This window comes from Streptomyces sp. A0642, from assembly GCF_004795105.1.
In the GTDB taxonomy this organism is placed as follows: domain Bacteria; phylum Actinomycetota; class Actinomycetes; order Streptomycetales; family Streptomycetaceae; genus Streptomyces.
Genome location: NZ_SSBL01000037.1, coordinates 1 through 17087 on the forward strand (window position 1 = coordinate 1; position 17087 = coordinate 17087).

Annotated in this window: 18 protein-coding genes; 9 read left to right on the forward strand and 9 right to left on the reverse strand. The window is 72.9% G+C overall.

Annotated elements, in window-relative coordinates; translation table 11 throughout:
• From E6R60_RS33685 to E6R60_RS33705, 6 genes are all read right to left on the reverse strand, one after another.
• Nucleotides 1-825: STM4011 family radical SAM protein (locus tag E6R60_RS33685; RefSeq protein ID WP_136330521.1), on the reverse strand; the 825-nt coding region annotated here is incomplete at its 3' end.
• A 7-nt stretch (nucleotides 826-832) separates the two neighbouring features.
• Entirely contained in the window at nucleotides 833-2197 is a 1365-nt protein-coding gene (locus E6R60_RS33690) for an STM4012 family radical SAM protein (protein WP_136330522.1), read from the reverse strand.
• The gene (locus E6R60_RS33695; RefSeq protein ID WP_136330566.1) at nucleotides 2194-3018 is read right to left on the reverse strand and encodes an STM4013/SEN3800 family hydrolase; all 825 of its coding nucleotides are present in this window, start codon (nucleotides 3016-3018) and stop codon (nucleotides 2194-2196) included. The genes E6R60_RS33690 and E6R60_RS33695 overlap by 4 nt, the downstream gene beginning before the upstream one ends.
• Before the next feature lie 37 nt (nucleotides 3019-3055).
• Nucleotides 3056-4201, reverse strand: coding sequence for an STM4014 family protein (locus E6R60_RS33700; RefSeq protein ID WP_136330523.1), 1146 nt, complete (start codon nucleotides 4199-4201; stop codon nucleotides 3056-3058).
• Nucleotides 4182-4340: a hypothetical protein gene (locus E6R60_RS36905; RefSeq protein ID WP_168713723.1), complete on the reverse strand. Its 159-nt coding sequence runs from the start codon at nucleotides 4338-4340 to the stop codon at nucleotides 4182-4184. Before E6R60_RS36905 ends, E6R60_RS33700 begins: the two co-directional genes overlap by 20 nt.
• Before the next feature lie 7 nt (nucleotides 4341-4347).
• Entirely contained in the window at nucleotides 4348-5301 is a 954-nt protein-coding gene (locus tag E6R60_RS33705; protein ID WP_136330524.1) for an STM4015 family protein, read from the reverse strand.
• A gap of 176 nt (nucleotides 5302-5477) precedes the next feature.
• Between E6R60_RS33705 and E6R60_RS33710 the strand changes: the two genes are divergently transcribed.
• The gene (locus E6R60_RS33710) at nucleotides 5478-5804 is read left to right on the forward strand and encodes a hypothetical protein (RefSeq protein WP_136330525.1); all 327 of its coding nucleotides are present in this window, start codon (nucleotides 5478-5480) and stop codon (nucleotides 5802-5804) included.
• Nucleotides 5805-5880: 76 nt separating this feature from the next.
• Nucleotides 5881-6882, forward strand: coding sequence for a DUF6745 domain-containing protein (locus E6R60_RS33715; RefSeq protein WP_136330526.1), 1002 nt, complete (start codon nucleotides 5881-5883; stop codon nucleotides 6880-6882).
• A gap of 266 nt (nucleotides 6883-7148) precedes the next feature.
• On the opposite strand, the gene E6R60_RS33720 is transcribed toward E6R60_RS33715, so the two are convergent.
• A complete protein-coding gene (locus tag E6R60_RS33720) occupies nucleotides 7149-7760 on the reverse strand; it encodes a TetR/AcrR family transcriptional regulator (RefSeq protein ID WP_240802794.1) in 612 nt (203 codons plus the stop codon).
• A gap of 119 nt (nucleotides 7761-7879) precedes the next feature.
• Nucleotides 7880-9088 carry a glutamate dehydrogenase gene (locus tag E6R60_RS33725; RefSeq protein WP_136330527.1) on the reverse strand — a complete coding sequence of 403 codons (1209 nt, stop codon included), beginning with the start codon at nucleotides 9086-9088 and terminating at the stop codon, nucleotides 7880-7882.
• 336 nt (nucleotides 9089-9424) lie between these two features.
• On the opposite strand from E6R60_RS33725, the gene E6R60_RS33730 reads away from it, so the two are divergent.
• From E6R60_RS33730 to E6R60_RS33760, 7 genes are all read left to right on the forward strand, one after another.
• The gene (locus tag E6R60_RS33730) at nucleotides 9425-9865 is read left to right on the forward strand and encodes a PPOX class F420-dependent oxidoreductase (protein WP_136330528.1); all 441 of its coding nucleotides are present in this window, start codon (nucleotides 9425-9427) and stop codon (nucleotides 9863-9865) included.
• 99 nt (nucleotides 9866-9964) lie between these two features.
• Nucleotides 9965-11230, forward strand: coding sequence for an MBL fold metallo-hydrolase (locus tag E6R60_RS33735; RefSeq protein WP_136330529.1), 1266 nt, complete (start codon nucleotides 9965-9967; stop codon nucleotides 11228-11230).
• A 483-nt stretch (nucleotides 11231-11713) separates the two neighbouring features.
• On the forward strand, nucleotides 11714-13840 hold the full coding sequence (locus E6R60_RS33740) for an ATP-binding protein (protein WP_206309583.1): 2127 nt from the start codon (nucleotides 11714-11716) through the stop codon (nucleotides 13838-13840).
• A 7-nt stretch (nucleotides 13841-13847) separates the two neighbouring features.
• Nucleotides 13848-14282: a roadblock/LC7 domain-containing protein gene (locus E6R60_RS33745; protein ID WP_136330531.1), complete on the forward strand. Its 435-nt coding sequence runs from the start codon at nucleotides 13848-13850 to the stop codon at nucleotides 14280-14282.
• Between the two features lie 2 nt (nucleotides 14283-14284).
• The gene (locus tag E6R60_RS33750) at nucleotides 14285-14656 is read left to right on the forward strand and encodes a DUF742 domain-containing protein (RefSeq protein ID WP_136330532.1); all 372 of its coding nucleotides are present in this window, start codon (nucleotides 14285-14287) and stop codon (nucleotides 14654-14656) included.
• A gap of 265 nt (nucleotides 14657-14921) precedes the next feature.
• The gene (locus tag E6R60_RS33755) at nucleotides 14922-15491 is read left to right on the forward strand and encodes an ATP/GTP-binding protein (RefSeq protein ID WP_136330568.1); all 570 of its coding nucleotides are present in this window, start codon (nucleotides 14922-14924) and stop codon (nucleotides 15489-15491) included.
• Complete coding sequence (locus tag E6R60_RS33760) at nucleotides 15488-16078, forward strand: GAF domain-containing protein (protein ID WP_136330533.1); 591 nt, start codon at nucleotides 15488-15490, stop codon at nucleotides 16076-16078. Before E6R60_RS33755 ends, E6R60_RS33760 begins: the two co-directional genes overlap by 4 nt.
• A gap of 88 nt (nucleotides 16079-16166) precedes the next feature.
• Here the strand turns inward: E6R60_RS33760 and E6R60_RS33765 are convergent, their stop codons facing one another.
• Nucleotides 16167-17069, reverse strand: a complete 903-nt coding sequence (locus E6R60_RS33765) for a transketolase (RefSeq protein ID WP_136330534.1) — start codon at nucleotides 17067-17069, stop codon at nucleotides 16167-16169.
• Nucleotides 17070-17087: the final 18 nt, after the last annotated feature.

Here is a 17087-nt window from a genome sequence, read left to right on the forward strand (position 1 = left end):
CCCGCCGGCGAAGACGTCGTACAGGGGCAGCGTCTCCAGATGTACATAGCCGATGTGACAGTCACAGACGGCGAGCGGGCAGGCCCGCGGCCCCAACGCCGCGCGGTAGCTGCCGTCGTAGAGGTTGCCCAGCTCGGCGCGGACGAAGTGGCAGCGGCGCACCGTCCCGTCACCGTCCACCGAGATCACCGACTCGCCGGTCCGGCACGGCAGACCCGCCGAGCGGTGCGGATGGCGGCTGTACGGGAACAGCGGGTCGATCGCCGTCCACCGGTCCGCCTCCTCGTCCGTGTAGGTCTGGCCCTCGGCGGCGTTGACCCAGAGGTAGACCTCCTCCGGCAGGGCCGCCCGCAGCCGCCGTGCCTCGTCGAGATGGCCGTCGAGCCCCACCACCCCCACGCTGTGCCGGACCCCCAGGGACGCCAGCTCCCCGCACCGGGCGAGAAAGCGCTCGTACCGGGTCTGGCCGGGGTGGTACGTGCACCACAGAGCGATCTTGTCGCGGTCCTCGGCCCCCGCCGCGGCCAGCCACTGCGTCCGGCCGCCGAGGTTCGTCTGGACGGCCACCCGGCGGACGTGCGGCAGCCGGGCCAGCCCGACCACCGCGCGGCGGTACCAGGAGCGGACCAGCGCCTCGCCCCACGGTGTGAACAGCACCGAGATCCGGTCATCGGTCTGCGCGGCCGCCCACGCCGTGAAGCGCTCCAGCGCCGCCCGGTCCGCCCGCAGCTGGTCCCGGCTGTCGCGCCGCTTGGCGAACGGGCAGTACGGGCAGTCGTAGTCGCACGAGGCGAGCGGCCCGCGGTAGAGGATCGTCAGGTCCATGCGGGACTCACTTCAGCTCGTACGCGGCCATCGCGGCCCGCACGGCAGGGGAGAAGAGGCCGGGGCCCAGGGCGTCGGAGTGGGCGAGCCCCTCGGGCGACAGGCGCAGCAGGCCGTCGGCCGCCGCGCCCCCGTCGAGCCAGCCCCGCGCCTCGAACCGGGCGAGCTCCTCGGGGAAGTCCTCCGCGGGGTCCGTGCCGAAGCGCTCGCGGTACTCGGCCACGCGCAGGCCCGCGGCCTGGAGGACGGACTGCAGGAGGTGGCGGCGGCGCGCCTCGTCGCCGTCGGTGAACCGGCCGACCTCGGCGTGCGAGAAGTCCTCGGTGGCCGTGTAACGGTCGATGATGGACCGCACCTCGCGCATCTCCACCGCGTAGTCGAAGGAGTAATGCAGCTTCGACGTGTACGAACGGGCGCCGCAGCCCAGGCCGATCATGCCGTCCGTCTGGCAGGCGTAGTCGTCGGGGCCCTCGGTCCGCGGGGCCTCGGCGCGCCGGAACATCCGCATCGACACCTGCTCGTAGCCGTGGGCGAGGAGGTGATCGCGGCCGGCCCGGTACAGCCGCAGCCGCTGCTCGTCCCACGCGGCGTCAGCGGCCGCCGCGCCGGCGGCTCCGGCCCTGCCCAGGCCGGTCAGCGGACGGACGTAGAGCGGGTAGAGGTACAGCTCCTCGGGCCGCCACTGGAGTGCCGCGTCCAGCGAGGTGCGCCAGCTCCTCCCGGTCTGGCCGTCGATGCCGTAGATCAGGTCGATGTTGAGGACCGGGATGCGGCTGTCCCTGATCCGGGCGAGGGCCGTCTCGACGTCGGCGCGGTGCTGCGGGCGGACCGCCGCACGGGCCTCGGCGTCGATGAAGCTCTGCACACCGATGCTGATCCGGGTCGTCCCGCGGTCGGCGAGGACGGCCAGCCGGTCGGCCGTCGCGGTCGACGGCGACGTCTCGACGGACAGCGGCACGGACCGCAGGTCGGCGCCCATGCGCTTCTCCGCGATGTCGCACAGGCGTTCCAGCTCCCCGGCGGTCAGGAACGTCGGTGTCCCTCCACCGAACGCGGCGGCGGCGAAGCGCACCGGTTCCCCGTCGCCCAGCGCTTCCCGCACGGCGGTGGCCTGCCGGTCCAGGGCGTCGAGGTAGCGGGTGGTGAGCTCGTCGGGCGCGCCGATGCGCGTGAAGAGGTTGCAGAAGCCGCAGCGGACCTCGCAGAAGGGGATGTGGAGGTAGAGCGAGAGCGCGTCCTTGCTCTCACCCGCCCACAGGTCGCTCAGTACGGGCCTCCCGCCGGGGTGTCCGGAGAGATCTCCGTACGCCGTCTTGTGCGGATAGGCGTAGACGTAGCTCTGGTACGGACGAGTGGTGTGCCGACTGGTCATCGTGCGGTGGCCCCCGGTTCCAGCGATTCGAGGAAGAAATGGGCGTACGGAACGGTCCAGACGGACTCGTGACCGAGCCGGTGACCGGTGTAGCCGTCGTCGCCGTACGCCGTGCCGTGGTCCGAGCAGACGATGGCGAAGGCCCGGCGGCGGCTGCTCGCGGCGGCGAAGAGGCGGCCGATGTGGGCGTCCACGTACTCCAGCGCGGCGGCGTGGGTGGCGCGGCTGTCGCCCGCGTCGCGGGCCGCGCCCGGCAGGTGGAACCAGTTCGGCTGGTGCAGCGCGGACACATTGACGAAGAGGAACAGCCTTCGGCCGGCCGGGAGTTCCCGGACGACGCGCTCGGCACGGTCCACCTGTGCCTCGAACGAGACGGGCGAGGCCACGCCGAACTCCGGCTCCCAGTGTGCCTCCTGGAACAGCCCGGGCAGCACGGAGCCGAGGGGGGCCCGCCGGTTGAAGAACCCCACCCCGCCGATGCACACCGTGCGATAACCCTCCCCGGCCAGCGCCGAGACCAGGTCGGGCGCGTCGAAGACGAACGTGCGGTCCGCCGTGGTCTCACTGCCGGCGAACCGGGCGGCGAACAGCCGGGGATGCGGTCCGGGGGCGGCCGGTGTGGGGAGGAACCCCGCGAAGATCGCCTGGTGCGAGGCATAGGTGAAGCTCCCGGGAGCATGCCGCTTCTCCCAGACGCCGCCCGGGAGGTGCCGGGCCAGATTCGGGATGCGCCCGGCGGCGGCGAGCTCCGCCGCGACGTCGTACCGCAGCGTGTCCAGGGTGACGAGCAGCAGATCGTGGCTGCCCACGACCTCGCTCATGTCGGGATCGGCGGCGCCCGTGGCACCGGAAAGGGGCTCAGGGGGTGGTGCTGACACGGTGGTTCCTTGCTCGGTTCAGTACGGCGGCGACCTGCGCCGCATAGGTGTCCAGGCCTTCGGCGCCGCTGCCCGGCAGACCGGTCAGCCGCGGCAGGAGATCGCCGAAGGCGTTGACCTCGCCGACGGCGAAGCTCCGCCAGCCGGTGGCCGGCAGCAGATCGACGCCCACGCACAGCGTGTCCGGGAAGGCCGCGGCCGCCCTCTCGCAGACCGCCAGCACCTCGCTCCACGTGCCCCCGGCCGTCTCGACGGCGGCCCGCACCTCGTCGAGATCGCCGCGCGCACCGCCGAGGTGCAGATTGGTCATGGGGGAGCGGCTCGTGCGCACGACCGCGTGGGTCGCCCGGCCCTCGACCACCACGACCCGCAGATCCGCGACCCGGCCGCGCTGCGCCGCCTTGGGTATCCACCGCTCGATGTGCAGTCCGTCAGGGGCGAGCGCGTCGACGATCGCCCCGACCTCCCGCTCCGTCGTGAGGCGGCGTACCCGCAGCGAGTTGTACAGACGGCCGGACAGGTCCCGTTCGACCGAGGTGGCTGCCCGGACCCGGCCGGGACCGGCCGTTTCCACGGCCATCACTCCGGAGGCGGACGACCCGTGCGCGGGCTTCACGAACACCCGCGGCATGCGGCGGTCCCCCATCAGCGCCCGCACATCCGCCCATCCCCGCACAGGGGACGCGTCCGGCCCCGACGTCGGGGAGGCGGGCACGGGGACGCCCGCGGCGTCCAGGGCACGGTGACACAGGCGCTTGTCGAAGAGCACCGCGATGTCCCCGGCGCCGTCCAGCAGGAGCGCCCCGGCCGTCGTCGCGGCCCGGTTCACCTCCCGTACGGCGGAGGTGAACCGCGCGTACCAGAGGGCCGAACCCTCCACCCGCGTCGGGTCGTCGACCCCGCGCAGCAGACGGTCGATCTCCGGGTCCTCGCCGGGCGAATCGATGCGAACGGTCTCCCCGGGCAGGAGGTCCACCTCCCCCTTCAGCACGTCGCGCCACGGCAGCAGCCGGGCCGGCGGCAGCCCGGCGGCGCGCACCGCGTCCTGGAAGAGGCCGACCCGGCGGCTGCCAGGGTTGCCGACCACCGCCAGCCGCGGCGGGCCGCTACTCGCTGACGGCGACATAGCGGGGGTCGTCGTCCTCGGGGTCCCAGGGGTCCGCGTCGTCGGGCAGGGCAGCCAGGTCCGGACCGTCCTCGCCCGGCCGCGGCAGGGTGAAGACGGGCAGACCGTGGAAGGTCTCGGGATGCTCGATATCCGTCATCGCGTCCTCACTCCGAGGCCGTGACGTACCGGCCCTCGGCGCCGCTGTCGCCCCACGGCTCACAGCGTTCCGACAGATCCACCCGCACACCGTGCGGTTCCAGCGCCTCCCTGACCCGGCGCTCCATGGGCTCGGTGAGGAAGTGGTGGTGCAGATCGAGGACGTCGAGATGGGTCAGCGGCTGGCCCTCGAGCAGCGCCGCCGCCCCCTCGTCGCCGAGCGTGCCGCAGGAGAGGTCGAGAGTGCGCAGCCGGGCCACGAGCGGAGCCGAGGCGACGGCTGCCGCGATCTCGTTCTCCACCTCGCTGTTGCGCAGACCGAGATGGTGCAGGGCCGGGAAGCGCGTCCCGGAAAGAAGCGGCGCCAGATCCGCCACCTCGGTGTCGCCCCCGTACGCGGAGACGCCGAGCCAGAGGTCGAGCCGCTCCAGCGCGGGCAGTTCACTGTCCAGCACTCCGCGCACCACCTCTGCCGGCAGCCCGCCCGCCTCGATGGTGAGCGAGCGCAGCCGCTCGTGCTTCGTGGCCGGGAAGACGAGCTCGGAACCGCCGCGCACCCCCAACTCCACCAGCGCGGGGAAGGCGGTGAGCAGTGCGGTGACGTCGCTCTGCTCGATCCAGGAGATCTCCGCCTCCTCCGCCGTCAGATCGCCGACGAACACCGCTTCCAGCGACGTCAGCCGCTCGGCTGCGGCGATGACGAGACCGATCGGATACGACGACTTCTCCTCGTACGACTCGCCCCACTGACCGATGATCAGTGCGCGGACGCCGGCCGGATCCACCTCGTCCAGGAACGCGGCGAACTCCTGCTCCCAGGTGCGGTCCTCGTCCTCGTACGGCTCGATCGAAACGCGCCAGGCCGCCGCGCCGGCGGCCGGCCGGGGGCTGTCGTCCTCCCCGGACTGGAAGTCGACGGCCGGAAGGCCGAGCAGTTCGTGCAGGTGGTCCGCATCGGACATGGCCCTGATCTCCTGATGACGGCGACGGAATGATGTCCGCAAGGTCTATCAAGGCCCACTGACAAGGGGGCGACCGGCCCCGGCCGCCGACGCGCTCGCCGCCGATTGTCAGACCCCCGCCGTAGCGTTTTCCACGTGGCCGGCACAGCGGGTGCCGCCGCGGAGGGGAGACGTCTGTGTACCGGCAGGGCGACGTACTGATCATGGCGCTGGAGGAGTCCGCGGTGCCCGCGAATCTCCTGGAGGCACCCGGCGAACTGCGCGACGGACGCGGCCGGCTGGTGCTCGCGCTCGGCGAGGTCACCGGGCACGCGCACGCGGTGCCGGGGCCCGGACGGCTGATACGGGAGGGCGGGGTGTTCGGCCCGATGCTTCTCCACCTCCCCGACGGCGGGCGCGTGGTGCACGAGGAACACGCGGTGATCTCGCTGCCGAAGGGCTGGTTCAGGGTCGTGCGTCAGCGCGAGTACGCACCGGGGGCCGTCCGCATCGTCGCGGACTGAGGACCGGGACGCTCACCCACTCGGAAGCACCAGCAACACAGACCACAGGACCAGAGGAACAGGGGACGGGGAACCGATGCAGTACGTGGACTCTTGGCGGGCCGTGGCGGCGGCGACCGGCACGGCGGACCGGAAGGCGGCCGAGGACGGGGTGCGGCTGGCCTACCGCGGCGCGGGCCTCGCGGAGCCGGCGGAGTTCGTCTGGGCCGATTCGCCCAGGGCCGCCGTCGAGGCGGTGGAGAAGCTGACCGATCCCGGGCGGTCCGTCCGGGACGAGGTGCGGACCCGGCCCTGGGCGGAGGAACGGCGCCGTATGTACGACGAGTTGGGACCGGCCGGCTGGTCGGCTCTGTGGTCCGCCACCGGCGCCCAGCTCTGGGAGACCACGTCGGCGCTCGCCGACCGGATACGGGCCGGGGTCGTGGCGGACCTCGCCGTGCGGCCCGAGGACGAGTCGGATGTCCGGCTGCTCCTGCTCGACGCCGTCCTGGGCCAGCACGACGCGGCCTGGCTCGCCGCCTTCGACGGCCGGGGCGACCGGCTCGACGGGCTCGCGGCCGTCGCGAGGAACGCGGGCTGGTGGTGGCCCTATGAGCGCACCGTGGTGATGAGCGAACGCCCCGAGGTGCTGCACCGCGACGAGGCGGGCCGCCTGGACAGCGGCGAGGGGCCCGCACTCGCCTACCGCGACGGCTTCGCCCTGTACGCCTGGCGTGGCATGCCGGTGCCCGCCTCATTCCTCGCTGAGCTGGGCGCACTGACTCCCGACCGCATCCGCGCCGAGGACAACGCGGAGCTGCGCCGCGTGATGCTGGAGTTCTACGGGTACGACCGCTATCTCACCGAGTCCGGGGCCGAACCGGTGCACCGGGACGAGACGGGCGTCCTCTGGCGGATCCCGCTCGACGGGGACGAGGACGTGGTCATGGTGGAAGTGGTCAACTCCACGCCGGAGCCGGACGGGACGCACCGTACGTACTGGCTGCGGGTTCCGCCGCGCACCAGGACCGCGAAGGAGGGCGTCGCGTGGACCTTCGGGCTCCAGGGCGAGTCGTACGCGCCGGTGCGGCAGACCTGACCGGCCTGACCGGCCTGACCCGGCCCGGCCGGGGCAGGGTCGGAGCGGGCCGCCGGCACCGTGCGGCGGGCCCGGCGCACGGCCGTCTAGGCATCGGGTCTCCCGGCACCACGCCGGCGAGGTGTCCGGCGCACGGCCGTCGAGGGATTCCGGCGTCGGAGCCTCAGGCCGTGGAGGCTCCCGCTGCGAGGTCCTCAAGCCGCCAAGCCGTGAAGCCCTCAAGCCGTGAAGTGCTCAAGCCGCCAAGCCGCCAAGCCCTCAAGCATTCACGCCGTCAGGGTCTCGTGGTCGATGCCCAGTTCCCGGGCCAGGGCCTCCTCGGCCCAGTCCAGCATCGTGGCCCGGGACAGCGGACCGGCGTACGACGTCATCTGCACCGCCAGACCGTCCAGCAGAGCGGTCAGCCGCCAGGCGACGGACATCGGGTCGTCGCACTCGAACTCACCTGCCGCCGCGCCCTCTTCGATGACCTCGGCCAGCTCCGCCTTCCACTGCTGGTCGAGATCGCCCGCGACATTGCGCAGCGCCGGGTCGCGAAGGGAAGCGGCCCAGCCCTCGATCCACAGCCGCCAGCCCTTGGCCTGGCCGGTCGGCGCGTACCAGCGCACGGCGGCACGCAGTCGGCGGACCGCGCTGGTGCGCCGGCTCAACAGCTTGCGCAGATGGGCGAGATCGGCCTCGGCGGCGTGTGCGAAGGCGGCGGCGACCAGTTTCTCCTTGGTGGAGAAGTGATAGAGCACCAGGGCGTTGCTCACCCCGAGCACGGACGCCACATCGGCGATCCGCACGGCCGCCACACCCCGTACCTCGATCTGCTCGATGGCAGCGCGCAGGAGCTCCTCGCGTCGCTCCGCCACACCCAACCGCACTCTTGCCACGGCGTCACCCTAACCAATGCCCGATCCGGAGCAGGCCGCGGGCGGGAGGGGACACGGGCCGGCCGCGCCATCTCGACCCGCGCCGTCCCCACCCGCCCAGCCCGTGGCCTGGCCGCCCGTCAGCGGAACCAGCCGAAGCGGTCGGCCATCACCGGCAGCCGGTCGGCGACGACGGCGTGCGCCGCCGCGCGCGGAGTGCAGCCGTCCGCCGCGGCGCGGGCCAGCACGAGATCGATGAGGGCGCGCATGGAACGCCGGATGTGCGCGAAGGCCTCGTCCGGGTCGGGGCCGATGTCACCGAACAGGGTCCACCACCACCAGGCGTTCGTACCGGAGTTGACGACCACATCGGGCAGCACCGTGATCCCGCGCGCGGTGAGCAGTGCCTCCGCTTCCGGCAGGACCGGCATATTGGCCGCCTCGACGACCCAACGAGCGCTGATCCGGGCCTGGTTGGTCAGGTCGACGGCGTACGAGACGGCCGCGGGAACGAGGACCTCCGCGTCCTGGTCCAGCCAGGCGTCCGCGGGCAGCTCCTGATCGGTGTCGCGCAGCACGCCGCGGTCCACCGTCCCGAAGGCGTCACGCGCGCCCAGGAGAGCCTCGACGTCGAGACCGGCCGGATTCGCGAGGGTGCCCTTGACGTCGGCGACGGCCACCACCCGCAGTCCCGCCCTGGACAGGAACCGGGCCGTCGCCCCGCCCATGGTGCCGAATCCCTGGAGGGAGACGCGCGCGTCGCCGTACGCGACCCCGGCCCCGTCCAGCGCGGCGAGTGCGGACTCGGCGACTCCGCAGCCGCCGGCCAGCTCGTCCAGACCGATGCCGTCCACCTCGGCGGCGAAGGCGTCGGCCAGCCTCCGGCGCGCCGCGGCCTCGTCGTCGAGCAGCGGATAGACCGCCTGGACGGTGGAGACGAGCCCGGCTTCGGTGGCGGCCCGGTCGACCAGGTCCTGGGAGAGCCCCAGGTCCTCGCCGGTCGTCCACACGCTCTCCATGTAGGGGCGGACCGCACGCAGATAGCGCACCAGAATGCCGTACGCCGCCGGGTCGCGGGGGTCGCAGTCGATGCCGCCCTTCGCCCCGCCGAGCGGTATGTAGCGCGCTCCGGGCCGGTCCGCGTCGAAGTGGAGCGCCTCCTTCATGGTCATGCCACGGGCCAGGCCGGCCACCTCGTCCAGGGTGCAGCCCGCCCGCATCCGCAGCCCGCCGCTGGACACCCCGCGCACCAGCCGGTCGACGACGAGGTGCCCCTGCCGGCCGGTGACGTGATCCGTCCAGGTCAGCGAGATCAACGGGGTGGGCGGGGACACCGGAGGTGTCGGCATCGGGGCACTCCTCGGTCGAGGCGGTCACGGCGGGCCCGGGGCGGCGGCGCCGGGTTTCCGGGCAGGCCGGGCCTTCGCGGGAACGGAAGCGCGGCCCCTGACACCGGTCGTCGTACTATTACTGAATCGCCAGTCAGTATTGGGAGGGCGGGGCGCCCTGTCAATGAGGCCTGGGCCGCATCGCCGGTCCGTGGCCGGAGTGCGCGGGCGGGGCGGGCGGCGGCCGAACCGGGGCGGGCGCCGGCCGCCTCGGCGGCCCTGGCCGGAAACGGACGTACCGGGGGAGAGCCCGGCCGGATGCGGAATCCTGCGGGCGGGCCGGACGTTGGGTCCGGCATGACGGGATTCGACGCAGAGCAGCAGGGGCTGCTACGGCTGGTGGCCGAGGAGGACGGCGGTGTGCTGGTCACGCTCAGGCGGGACGGCAGGCCGCAGCTCTCCAATGTCAACCACTTCTACTACCCCGACGAGGGCATCGTCCGCGTCTCGGTCACGGAGGGCCGGGCGAAGACCCGGAACCTGTTGCGGGACCCACGGGCGAGCTACCACGTGACCAGTCAGGACCGCTGGGCCTGGACGGTCGTGGACGGGACCGCCGAGCTCACTCCGGTGGCCGCCGATCCCGGCGACGCCACCGTGGCGGAACTGATCGCGCTCTACCGCGACGTCCAGGGCGAACACCCCGACTGGGACGACTACCGCAAGGCCATGGTCCGGGACCGGCGCATCGTCCTGCGTCTTCACGTCGAGCACGTGTACGGGCAGCGCCGTGGCTGAACGGCTCCTTCCGGAGCGCCGTCCCGTCAGGTGTTCCGCTCTCGCGCACTCGTCCACCCTGTCCATAATGAGACGATCCCGACTCCCTCAGGAGATCCTGTGACCGGCGCCGACCCCAAGCTTCCGCTCCGCACCCGGCTGCGTGCCCTGCGTCCCGCAGCCTTCGGGGCCGACCCGGAAGGCGCCCGCATGGAGCGCATCCGCCGCTCCCCGCATTTCGCCGACGGGACCTTCCAGAATCCGGTGGGGGCGAGAATCAGACCGTCCGGATCAGCCCTGGAGTTTGCGAAGGTCTACTTCCGCAAGGAGGAGCGGGTCCTCAGGACGCCGGACGGGACCGTACCCGTGCACGCCACGACCCTCGCCGACCTCGCCGAGCCACCCGCCTCCGGTCTGCGGCTCACCTGGATGGGGCATTCCAGCGTCCTCGCCGAGATCGACGGCCGGCGCGTGCTCTTCGACCCGGTGTGGGGTGAGCGCTGTTCGCCCTTCGCATTCGCCGGCCCCAAGCGTGTGCACCCCGCCCCACTGCCGCTCGGCGCCCTGGGCCCGGTCGACGTGGTGGTGATCTCCCACGACCACTACGACCACCTCGACCTGCCGACGATCCGCTCCCTGGCGGACACCGCCACGGTCTTCGCGGTGCCGCTCGGGGTCGGCGCCCATCTGGAGCGCTGGGGAGTGCCTCCGGACCGGATCCACGAGCTCGACTGGAACGAGTCGACGACCGTCGCGGGAATCAGCCTGACCGCCACGCCCGCCCGGCACTTCTGCGGCCGCGGTCTGCGCAACCAGCAGCACACCCTCTGGGCGTCGTGGGCCGTCGCAGGGCCCGAGCACCGGATCTACCACAGTGGTGACACCGGCTATTTCCCCGGGTTCAAGGAGATCGGCGCCGAACACGGCCCCTTCGACGCCACCATGATCCAGATCGGTGCGTACAGCCAGTACTGGCCGAAGGACCGCCCGGGCGGCAAGCCGGAACCCGGCGCCTGGCCGGACATCCACATGAGCCCCGACGAGGGGGTCCAGGCGCATCTCGACCTCCAGGGCGGCGACCCGTCGGCGGGTGTCATGCTGCCGATCCACTGGGGTACGTTCAACCTCGCCCTTCATCCGTGGGCCGAACCCGCCGAATGGTCCATGCGTGCCACCGAGGCCGCGGGTGTGACCATGGCGGCCCCGCGACCGGGCCAGCCGTTCGAACCGGCCGCCACTCCGGCCGTCGAGCCGTGGTGGCGCGAGGTCGCGGCCGAACCGGCGCCGGGCTGGGGCAACTGGCCGCCCGTGCACGTACCCCTTCCCGGCGGGGCCAAGGCCGCAGCCCTCCCCGACCGCGACCGGGACCGGGCACCCCAGGCCTGAGCCGGGCCTGCGCACCGGAGTCGGGCGCAGGCCCGCGCCGGGACGCCCCTTCCCGAGCAGGACACGAACTTCTGAGACGGCCGCGCCGGCCGTCCCCCGCTGACGCCGTCCCGGCCGAGGCGCCGGGACGGCCGGCGCAGTGCTGTCCGGCGCGGTGCTGTCTGGCGCAGTGCTGTCCGGGCGCGGTGATGTCAGGGGCCGCACGGGCGGCTTCCGGAACGCCTCCCGGCTCTCGGGCCCCAGCGACTGCTCGGCGAAATCGGTCGCTCGTGCGAGAGGTCATACCAGAGCGGGACGGATGGCGGGCAAGTTCCACAACTGCCCGTCGCACCCGCGCGCCGGGCGACTACCGTGTGTGGCCGGTGATCAACGGTGGGCTCATGTTCCGCGAGCCTGCCCGGCCGCTGACCCGAGAATGACCGACCACCGTAGGTGCCACCACATGAATGCCGATTCCTGGGGCCCCACGTACCGAGGACGCTGATGTCTCAACTTCGCGCACCCGACGCGCGACCGGAACGACGAGAGGGCGGGCGGCACGGCCGACCGGGTCCCCGTTCCCACTCGGCCCCGGCCAGGCCGCGCGCCGCACGGCCGTCTCCCGAGGCGCGTATACGCCCCCAACTCCTGCGCACCGCAGTGCTGCCGGCCGTCGCGGTCGCACTGGCCGGCGCCGCGGCCGTCATCTTCACCGCCCGCTCCGGTGGGGCCCCGCCCTCCACCGAGCTCTGGACGGCGCTCGGCGCGGCGGGCGCGCTGGCGCTCGCCGCGATGGTGGCCGCCTTCCTGGCCGCCAACCGGGTCGCCACCACCGTCCTCGGACGCTGCCTGGCCCTGCGCCGCATCAGCGCCCAGGGTCAGGCCGAGCTGCAACGGGTGGTGGAGCAGCTCCGCAACGGCGAACCCGTGCCCGCGCGGCGCGCTGCTCCGCCCGCCGCCCCCGGCGGCGACCCCTTCGAACTGCTCGCGCAGGAGATCGGACGCCAGCAGGACGGAGCCGTGGCCGCCGTGGTCCAGGCGTCCAGGCTGTCCGACCACACGGGCGAGGACCAGAAGGTCGAGGTGTTCGTCAACCTCGCCCGGCGGCTCCAGTCGCTCGTACACCGCGAGATCCAGCTGCTCGACGAGCTGGAGCACCAGGTCGAGGACCCCGATCTCCTCAAGGGGCTCTTCCACGTCGACCACCTGGCCACACGCATCCGCCGGCACGCAGAGAACCTCGCGGTCCTCGGCGGCGCCGTATCCCGGCGGCAGTGGAGCAATCCGGTCACCATGACGGAGGTGCTGCGCTCGGCGATCGCCGAGGTCGAGCAGTACCCGCGGGTCAAACTCGTGCCCCCGATCGACGGCACGCTCCGCGGGCACGCCGTGGCCGACGTGATCCACCTGCTGGCCGAGCTCGTGGAGAACGCCACCGTGTTCTCCGCCCCCCAGACCCAGGTCCTGCTCCGCGCCCAGCGTGTCACCGCGGGCCTCGCCCTGGAGGTGGAGGACCGGGGCCTCGGCATGCCCGGCAACGAGCAGAAGCGGATGAACGCCCTGCTCGCGGACCCCGACCAGGTCAACGTCGCCCGCCTGCTCCAGGACGGCCGCATCGGGCTGTTCGTGGTGGCGTCGCTGGCGCGCAGGCACGGCATCGCCGTGCGCCTCCAGAGCAACATCTACGGGGGCACTCAGGCGGTGCTCGTCCTGCCGCAGACCCTGCTCGGCGCCGACGAGGAGGTGTCCGCCGAGACCACCGGCGCACCCGCCCCGCCCCTCGGTCCCGTGCATCGCCCGCCCCCCGCGGACGATTCCGTCGGACGTCGGGGGCCGGCCCCCGAACCGGCCCGCGCCCCCGAGCCGGCCCGCGCCCCCGAGCCGGCCCGCGCCCCCGAACCGGCCCGCGCCCCCGAGCCGGAGCAGCGCCCCTACGTACCGCAGCAGCAGCAACTGCGGCTGCACCAGGCACCGAAACAAGGACCGCACCAGGCACCGCAACAAGGACCGCAGGAGACGCCGCAACAAGGACGGCACCAGAGGCCGCGACAAGATCCGCGGCAGACGCCGCGACAGGGCGAGGGCCCTCCGCTTCCGCTGCGCGCCGAGCGCCTCGACCGGCCCACCCCCGCCGACGCCCTTCCCGGCGTCCGCTCCACGGACGACGCTCTCCCCGGGCTTCCCGAGGAGCCAGGGGCCGTGCGCGGCACGATGGGCAGGCCCCAGCTCCCCAGGCGGGCCAACCAGGAGCACCTGGTCCCGCAGCTCAGGGAGGCTCCCGCAGCCCGCGCGGAGGAGGAGCCGACCCTGCACGACCCGGGTCTGGTGGCGGCCTTCCGGCGCGGCATCGACCTCGCCGAGGCGCGTGCGGAGTCCGAGACGGAGTCCGCACCGGACGCCACCGGCTCCGGGACTTCCCCGGAAGCCGGAGCGGACGCGGGCGGACCCGGAGACTCGGGGACCGGCCGGGAAGCCCCGGTGCGGGAACGGGCACCACTGGAGCCGCTCCCGGTCCGCGGCGCGGCTCCGGTGAAACTCCTCCGGGCCGGCCCGTACCCCAACGACCAAGAACCGCTCGAAACACACCACGCGGACGTGAACACCACCCCCGTGAACACCACCAAGGAGTAGATGCGCCATGGCGACCGATATGCCGTCCAGTCAGGTCTCGGACCTCGACTGGCTGCTGAGCGGGCTGGTACAGCGCGTGCCGTACACGCGCAGCGCGGTCCTGCTCTCCGCCGACGGGCTGGTGAAGTCGCTGCACGGCATGGATGCCGACAGCGCCGACCACATGGCCGCGCTGGCCGCGGGGCTGTACTCGCTCGGCCGGAGCGCCGGGGCCAGATTCGGGGACAACGGAGAGGTCCGCCAGGTAGTGGTGGAGCTCGACTCGACGCTCCTGTTCGTGGCCACGGCCGGTTCCGGCACCTGTCTGGCCGTCCTCGCCGGGCGGAACGCCGACGCCGCCGTCCTGGGCTACGAGATGACGATGCTGGTCAAGAGCGTCCGGCCCTATCTGATGACTCCGACGAGACAAGCGGCCGGAGCGCCGGGCGCCGCGGGGCTGTGACCGTGCCGGCCACGCAGGACGGGCCGCTGCTCGACGATGCGGCAGGCCGCCTCATCCGCCCCTACACCGTGAGCAACGGCCGTACCCGTCCCACGACCGTGCTCGACCTGCTCTCCCTGGTGATGGCCACCGGGACCATGCCGCAGACGCATCTCGGCCCCGAGCACTCCGTGGCGCTCGGGCTGTGCGGGGGTCCCACCTCGGTGGCCGAGATCGCCGCGCATCTGCGGCTGCCCGCGGTGGTCACCAAGGTCCTCCTCTCGGACCTGGTCGATTGCGGCGCGGTCACCGCGCACCCGCCCGCCTTCCATGACATGCCCACCGACCGATCCCTGCTGGAGGCAGTGCTCGATGGCTTACGACGACAGCTCTGACGGCTTCGACGGCTCCGCGCCGTACGCGGGCACCGCAAGCCCAGGACACGTCGGCTACGCGGACGCCCCGGGAAGCGGAGGGTGCGCGGGCCATGCGGCCAGCGGAGGCTACGCGGACCATGCCAACGGCGGACGCTACGGGGGCCGTTCGGACAGCGGCCGATACGCGGATCCGCCGGACGGCACCGGGTACGGCGACCGCACCGGCACCTCCGGACACCGGGAGGCCTCCGGCAGCCCCGAGGGCTTCCCCGTCGCGCTCAAGGTGCTCGTGGCGGGCGGTTTCGGTGTGGGCAAGACGACGTTCGTCGGGGCGGTCAGCGAGATCGCACCCCTCAGCACCGAGGAGTTGCTCACCCAGGTCAGTGCGGCGACGGACAGCCTCGAAGGCATCGAGTCCAAGACCTCCACCACCGTGGCGATGGACTTCGGCCGCATCACGCTGGACGAGCAGCACGTGCTCTATCTGTTCGGAACCCCCGGGCAGGAGCGCTTCTGGTTCATGTGGGACGAACTCTCCCAGGGCGCGCTGGGAGCGGTCGTGATCGCCGACACCCGGAGACTGGAGGAGTGCTTCGCCGCCGTCGACTTCTTCGAACGGCGCGGGATCGGATTCATCGTGGCCGTCAACGAGTTCGACGGCGCTTTCCGCTACGGCCCCGAGGAGGTGCGGGCGGCCCTCGACCTCGCCCCCGCGGTCCCGGTCGTCCTCTGCGACGCCCGCATCGCGAGCTCGGGCACCGGCGCACTGGTCACGCTGGTCCAGCACCTCATCAACGCCACCGCCGAACCCGCTCCGCTGACCGGCCACGGAAGCTACGGAGCCCATCCGTGACGACCCCGCACGCCCTCGGACGGCTGCTGCTGACACCCGTCGACAGCGACGCCCCGGTCCGGACCCGGCGGCTGCGCCGCCTCGGCCTGGGGGAGCGGGCCGACGCCTCGTTCGACAACTTCGACGCCTTCGCCGACAGGGTGGCCGAAGTGACCGAGGCACCCTTCTCGATGGTCAACTTCATCGACGGCAACCGTCAGTTCCACGCCGGGCTGCACACCCCAGCCGGCACCTGGAAGGGCTCGGACCTGGGAGCGGCGGCGGCCGGGAGCGGTCGCCGAGGGCGGTACGTGGCGCTCGACCACGGCTACTGCCCGCACGTCGTCGTCCGGCGCAAGGCGCTCGTCCTGGAGGACGTGTGCGACTACCCGCGCTTCGCCGGAAACCCGGTCGTCGACGACATAGGCATCCGCTCCTACCTCGGGGCGCCGCTCATCGACCGCACGGGCATCGCCCTGGGCGCGGTCTGCGCCGTCGACGTCGTGCCCCGCTCGTGGGGACGGGCGGGGCTGGAGACGATCAAATCCCTGGCGCAGGAGCTCGTCGGGCACATCCACCAGCGGGAGGACAACATCTTCGGCATCTGAGCGCCGCACCAGCAGGACGCCGTCACACCTCCGCACCCCTGCCCCTCGCCGTGAACCGGCCCGCCGCCGACGGGTCCCGTCCGCCGCCTCAGGCCGCCAGGAACCCGCCGATGCGCTCCCGCAGACCGCGCGGGTCCAGACCGTGCGCCACGAGGTGCTCGTCCATCTGCCCGTACCGCCGCAGCTCCTCCCGGGCCACGCCGAGACCCAGGATCCGGTGGGGGACGGCGGCGAGCGCGTCATTGGCCGCGCCCGTCGAGGTGCCCGCCAGGTACGGCTCGACGAGCACGACATCGGCGGGGCTCCGGCCGCCGACCGCCCGGCGCAGCCCTTCGTCGTCGAAGGGCCGCACGGTGGTCGCGTACAGCACGGTCACGTCGAGACCTTCCGTCGCGGCCAGGACGTTGTCGAGCATCGGTCCGACGGCGATCACCACGCCGCCCGTGCCCTCACGCACGGTGGCGAAGCCGCCCGTCCCGCCCACCGGACGCGCCCGGTCGTTGGACTGGAGCGACAGGCGCACATAGACCCGCCCCTCCCCGGCCGCCGCGTCGCGCAGGAGCGTCTCCGCCTCGTCGGGGTGTCCCGGCACGTGCACGGTCCAGCCGTCCAGCGTGTCCATGAGTGCGACGTCCCCCGGCGCCATGTGGGTGAACCCGCCGGCCGGCCAGTCGTACGAGGCCCCGGCGCTCACCAGCACCCCGCCCACCCCTTGGTGTCCGAAGTCCAGCTTCACCTGCTCGAACGGCCGCTCCACCAGGAAGCTCGCGAAGGTGTGCACGATCGGCCGCATGCCCGTGAGCGCCATCCCGGCCCCGGCGCCGACGAGCAGCTGTTCACGGATGCCGACGTTGACGACCCGATCGGGATGGTCCCGCTCGGCGCGGCCGAATCCGTCGCGGCTGATCTCGGCCAGGACGAGCGCCAGGCGTGGATCCTCGTCGAGCAGCCGTGTGGTGGTGGAGATGAAACGGTCACGCATCGTGTCCATGGGGGTCTTCCTCTTCTT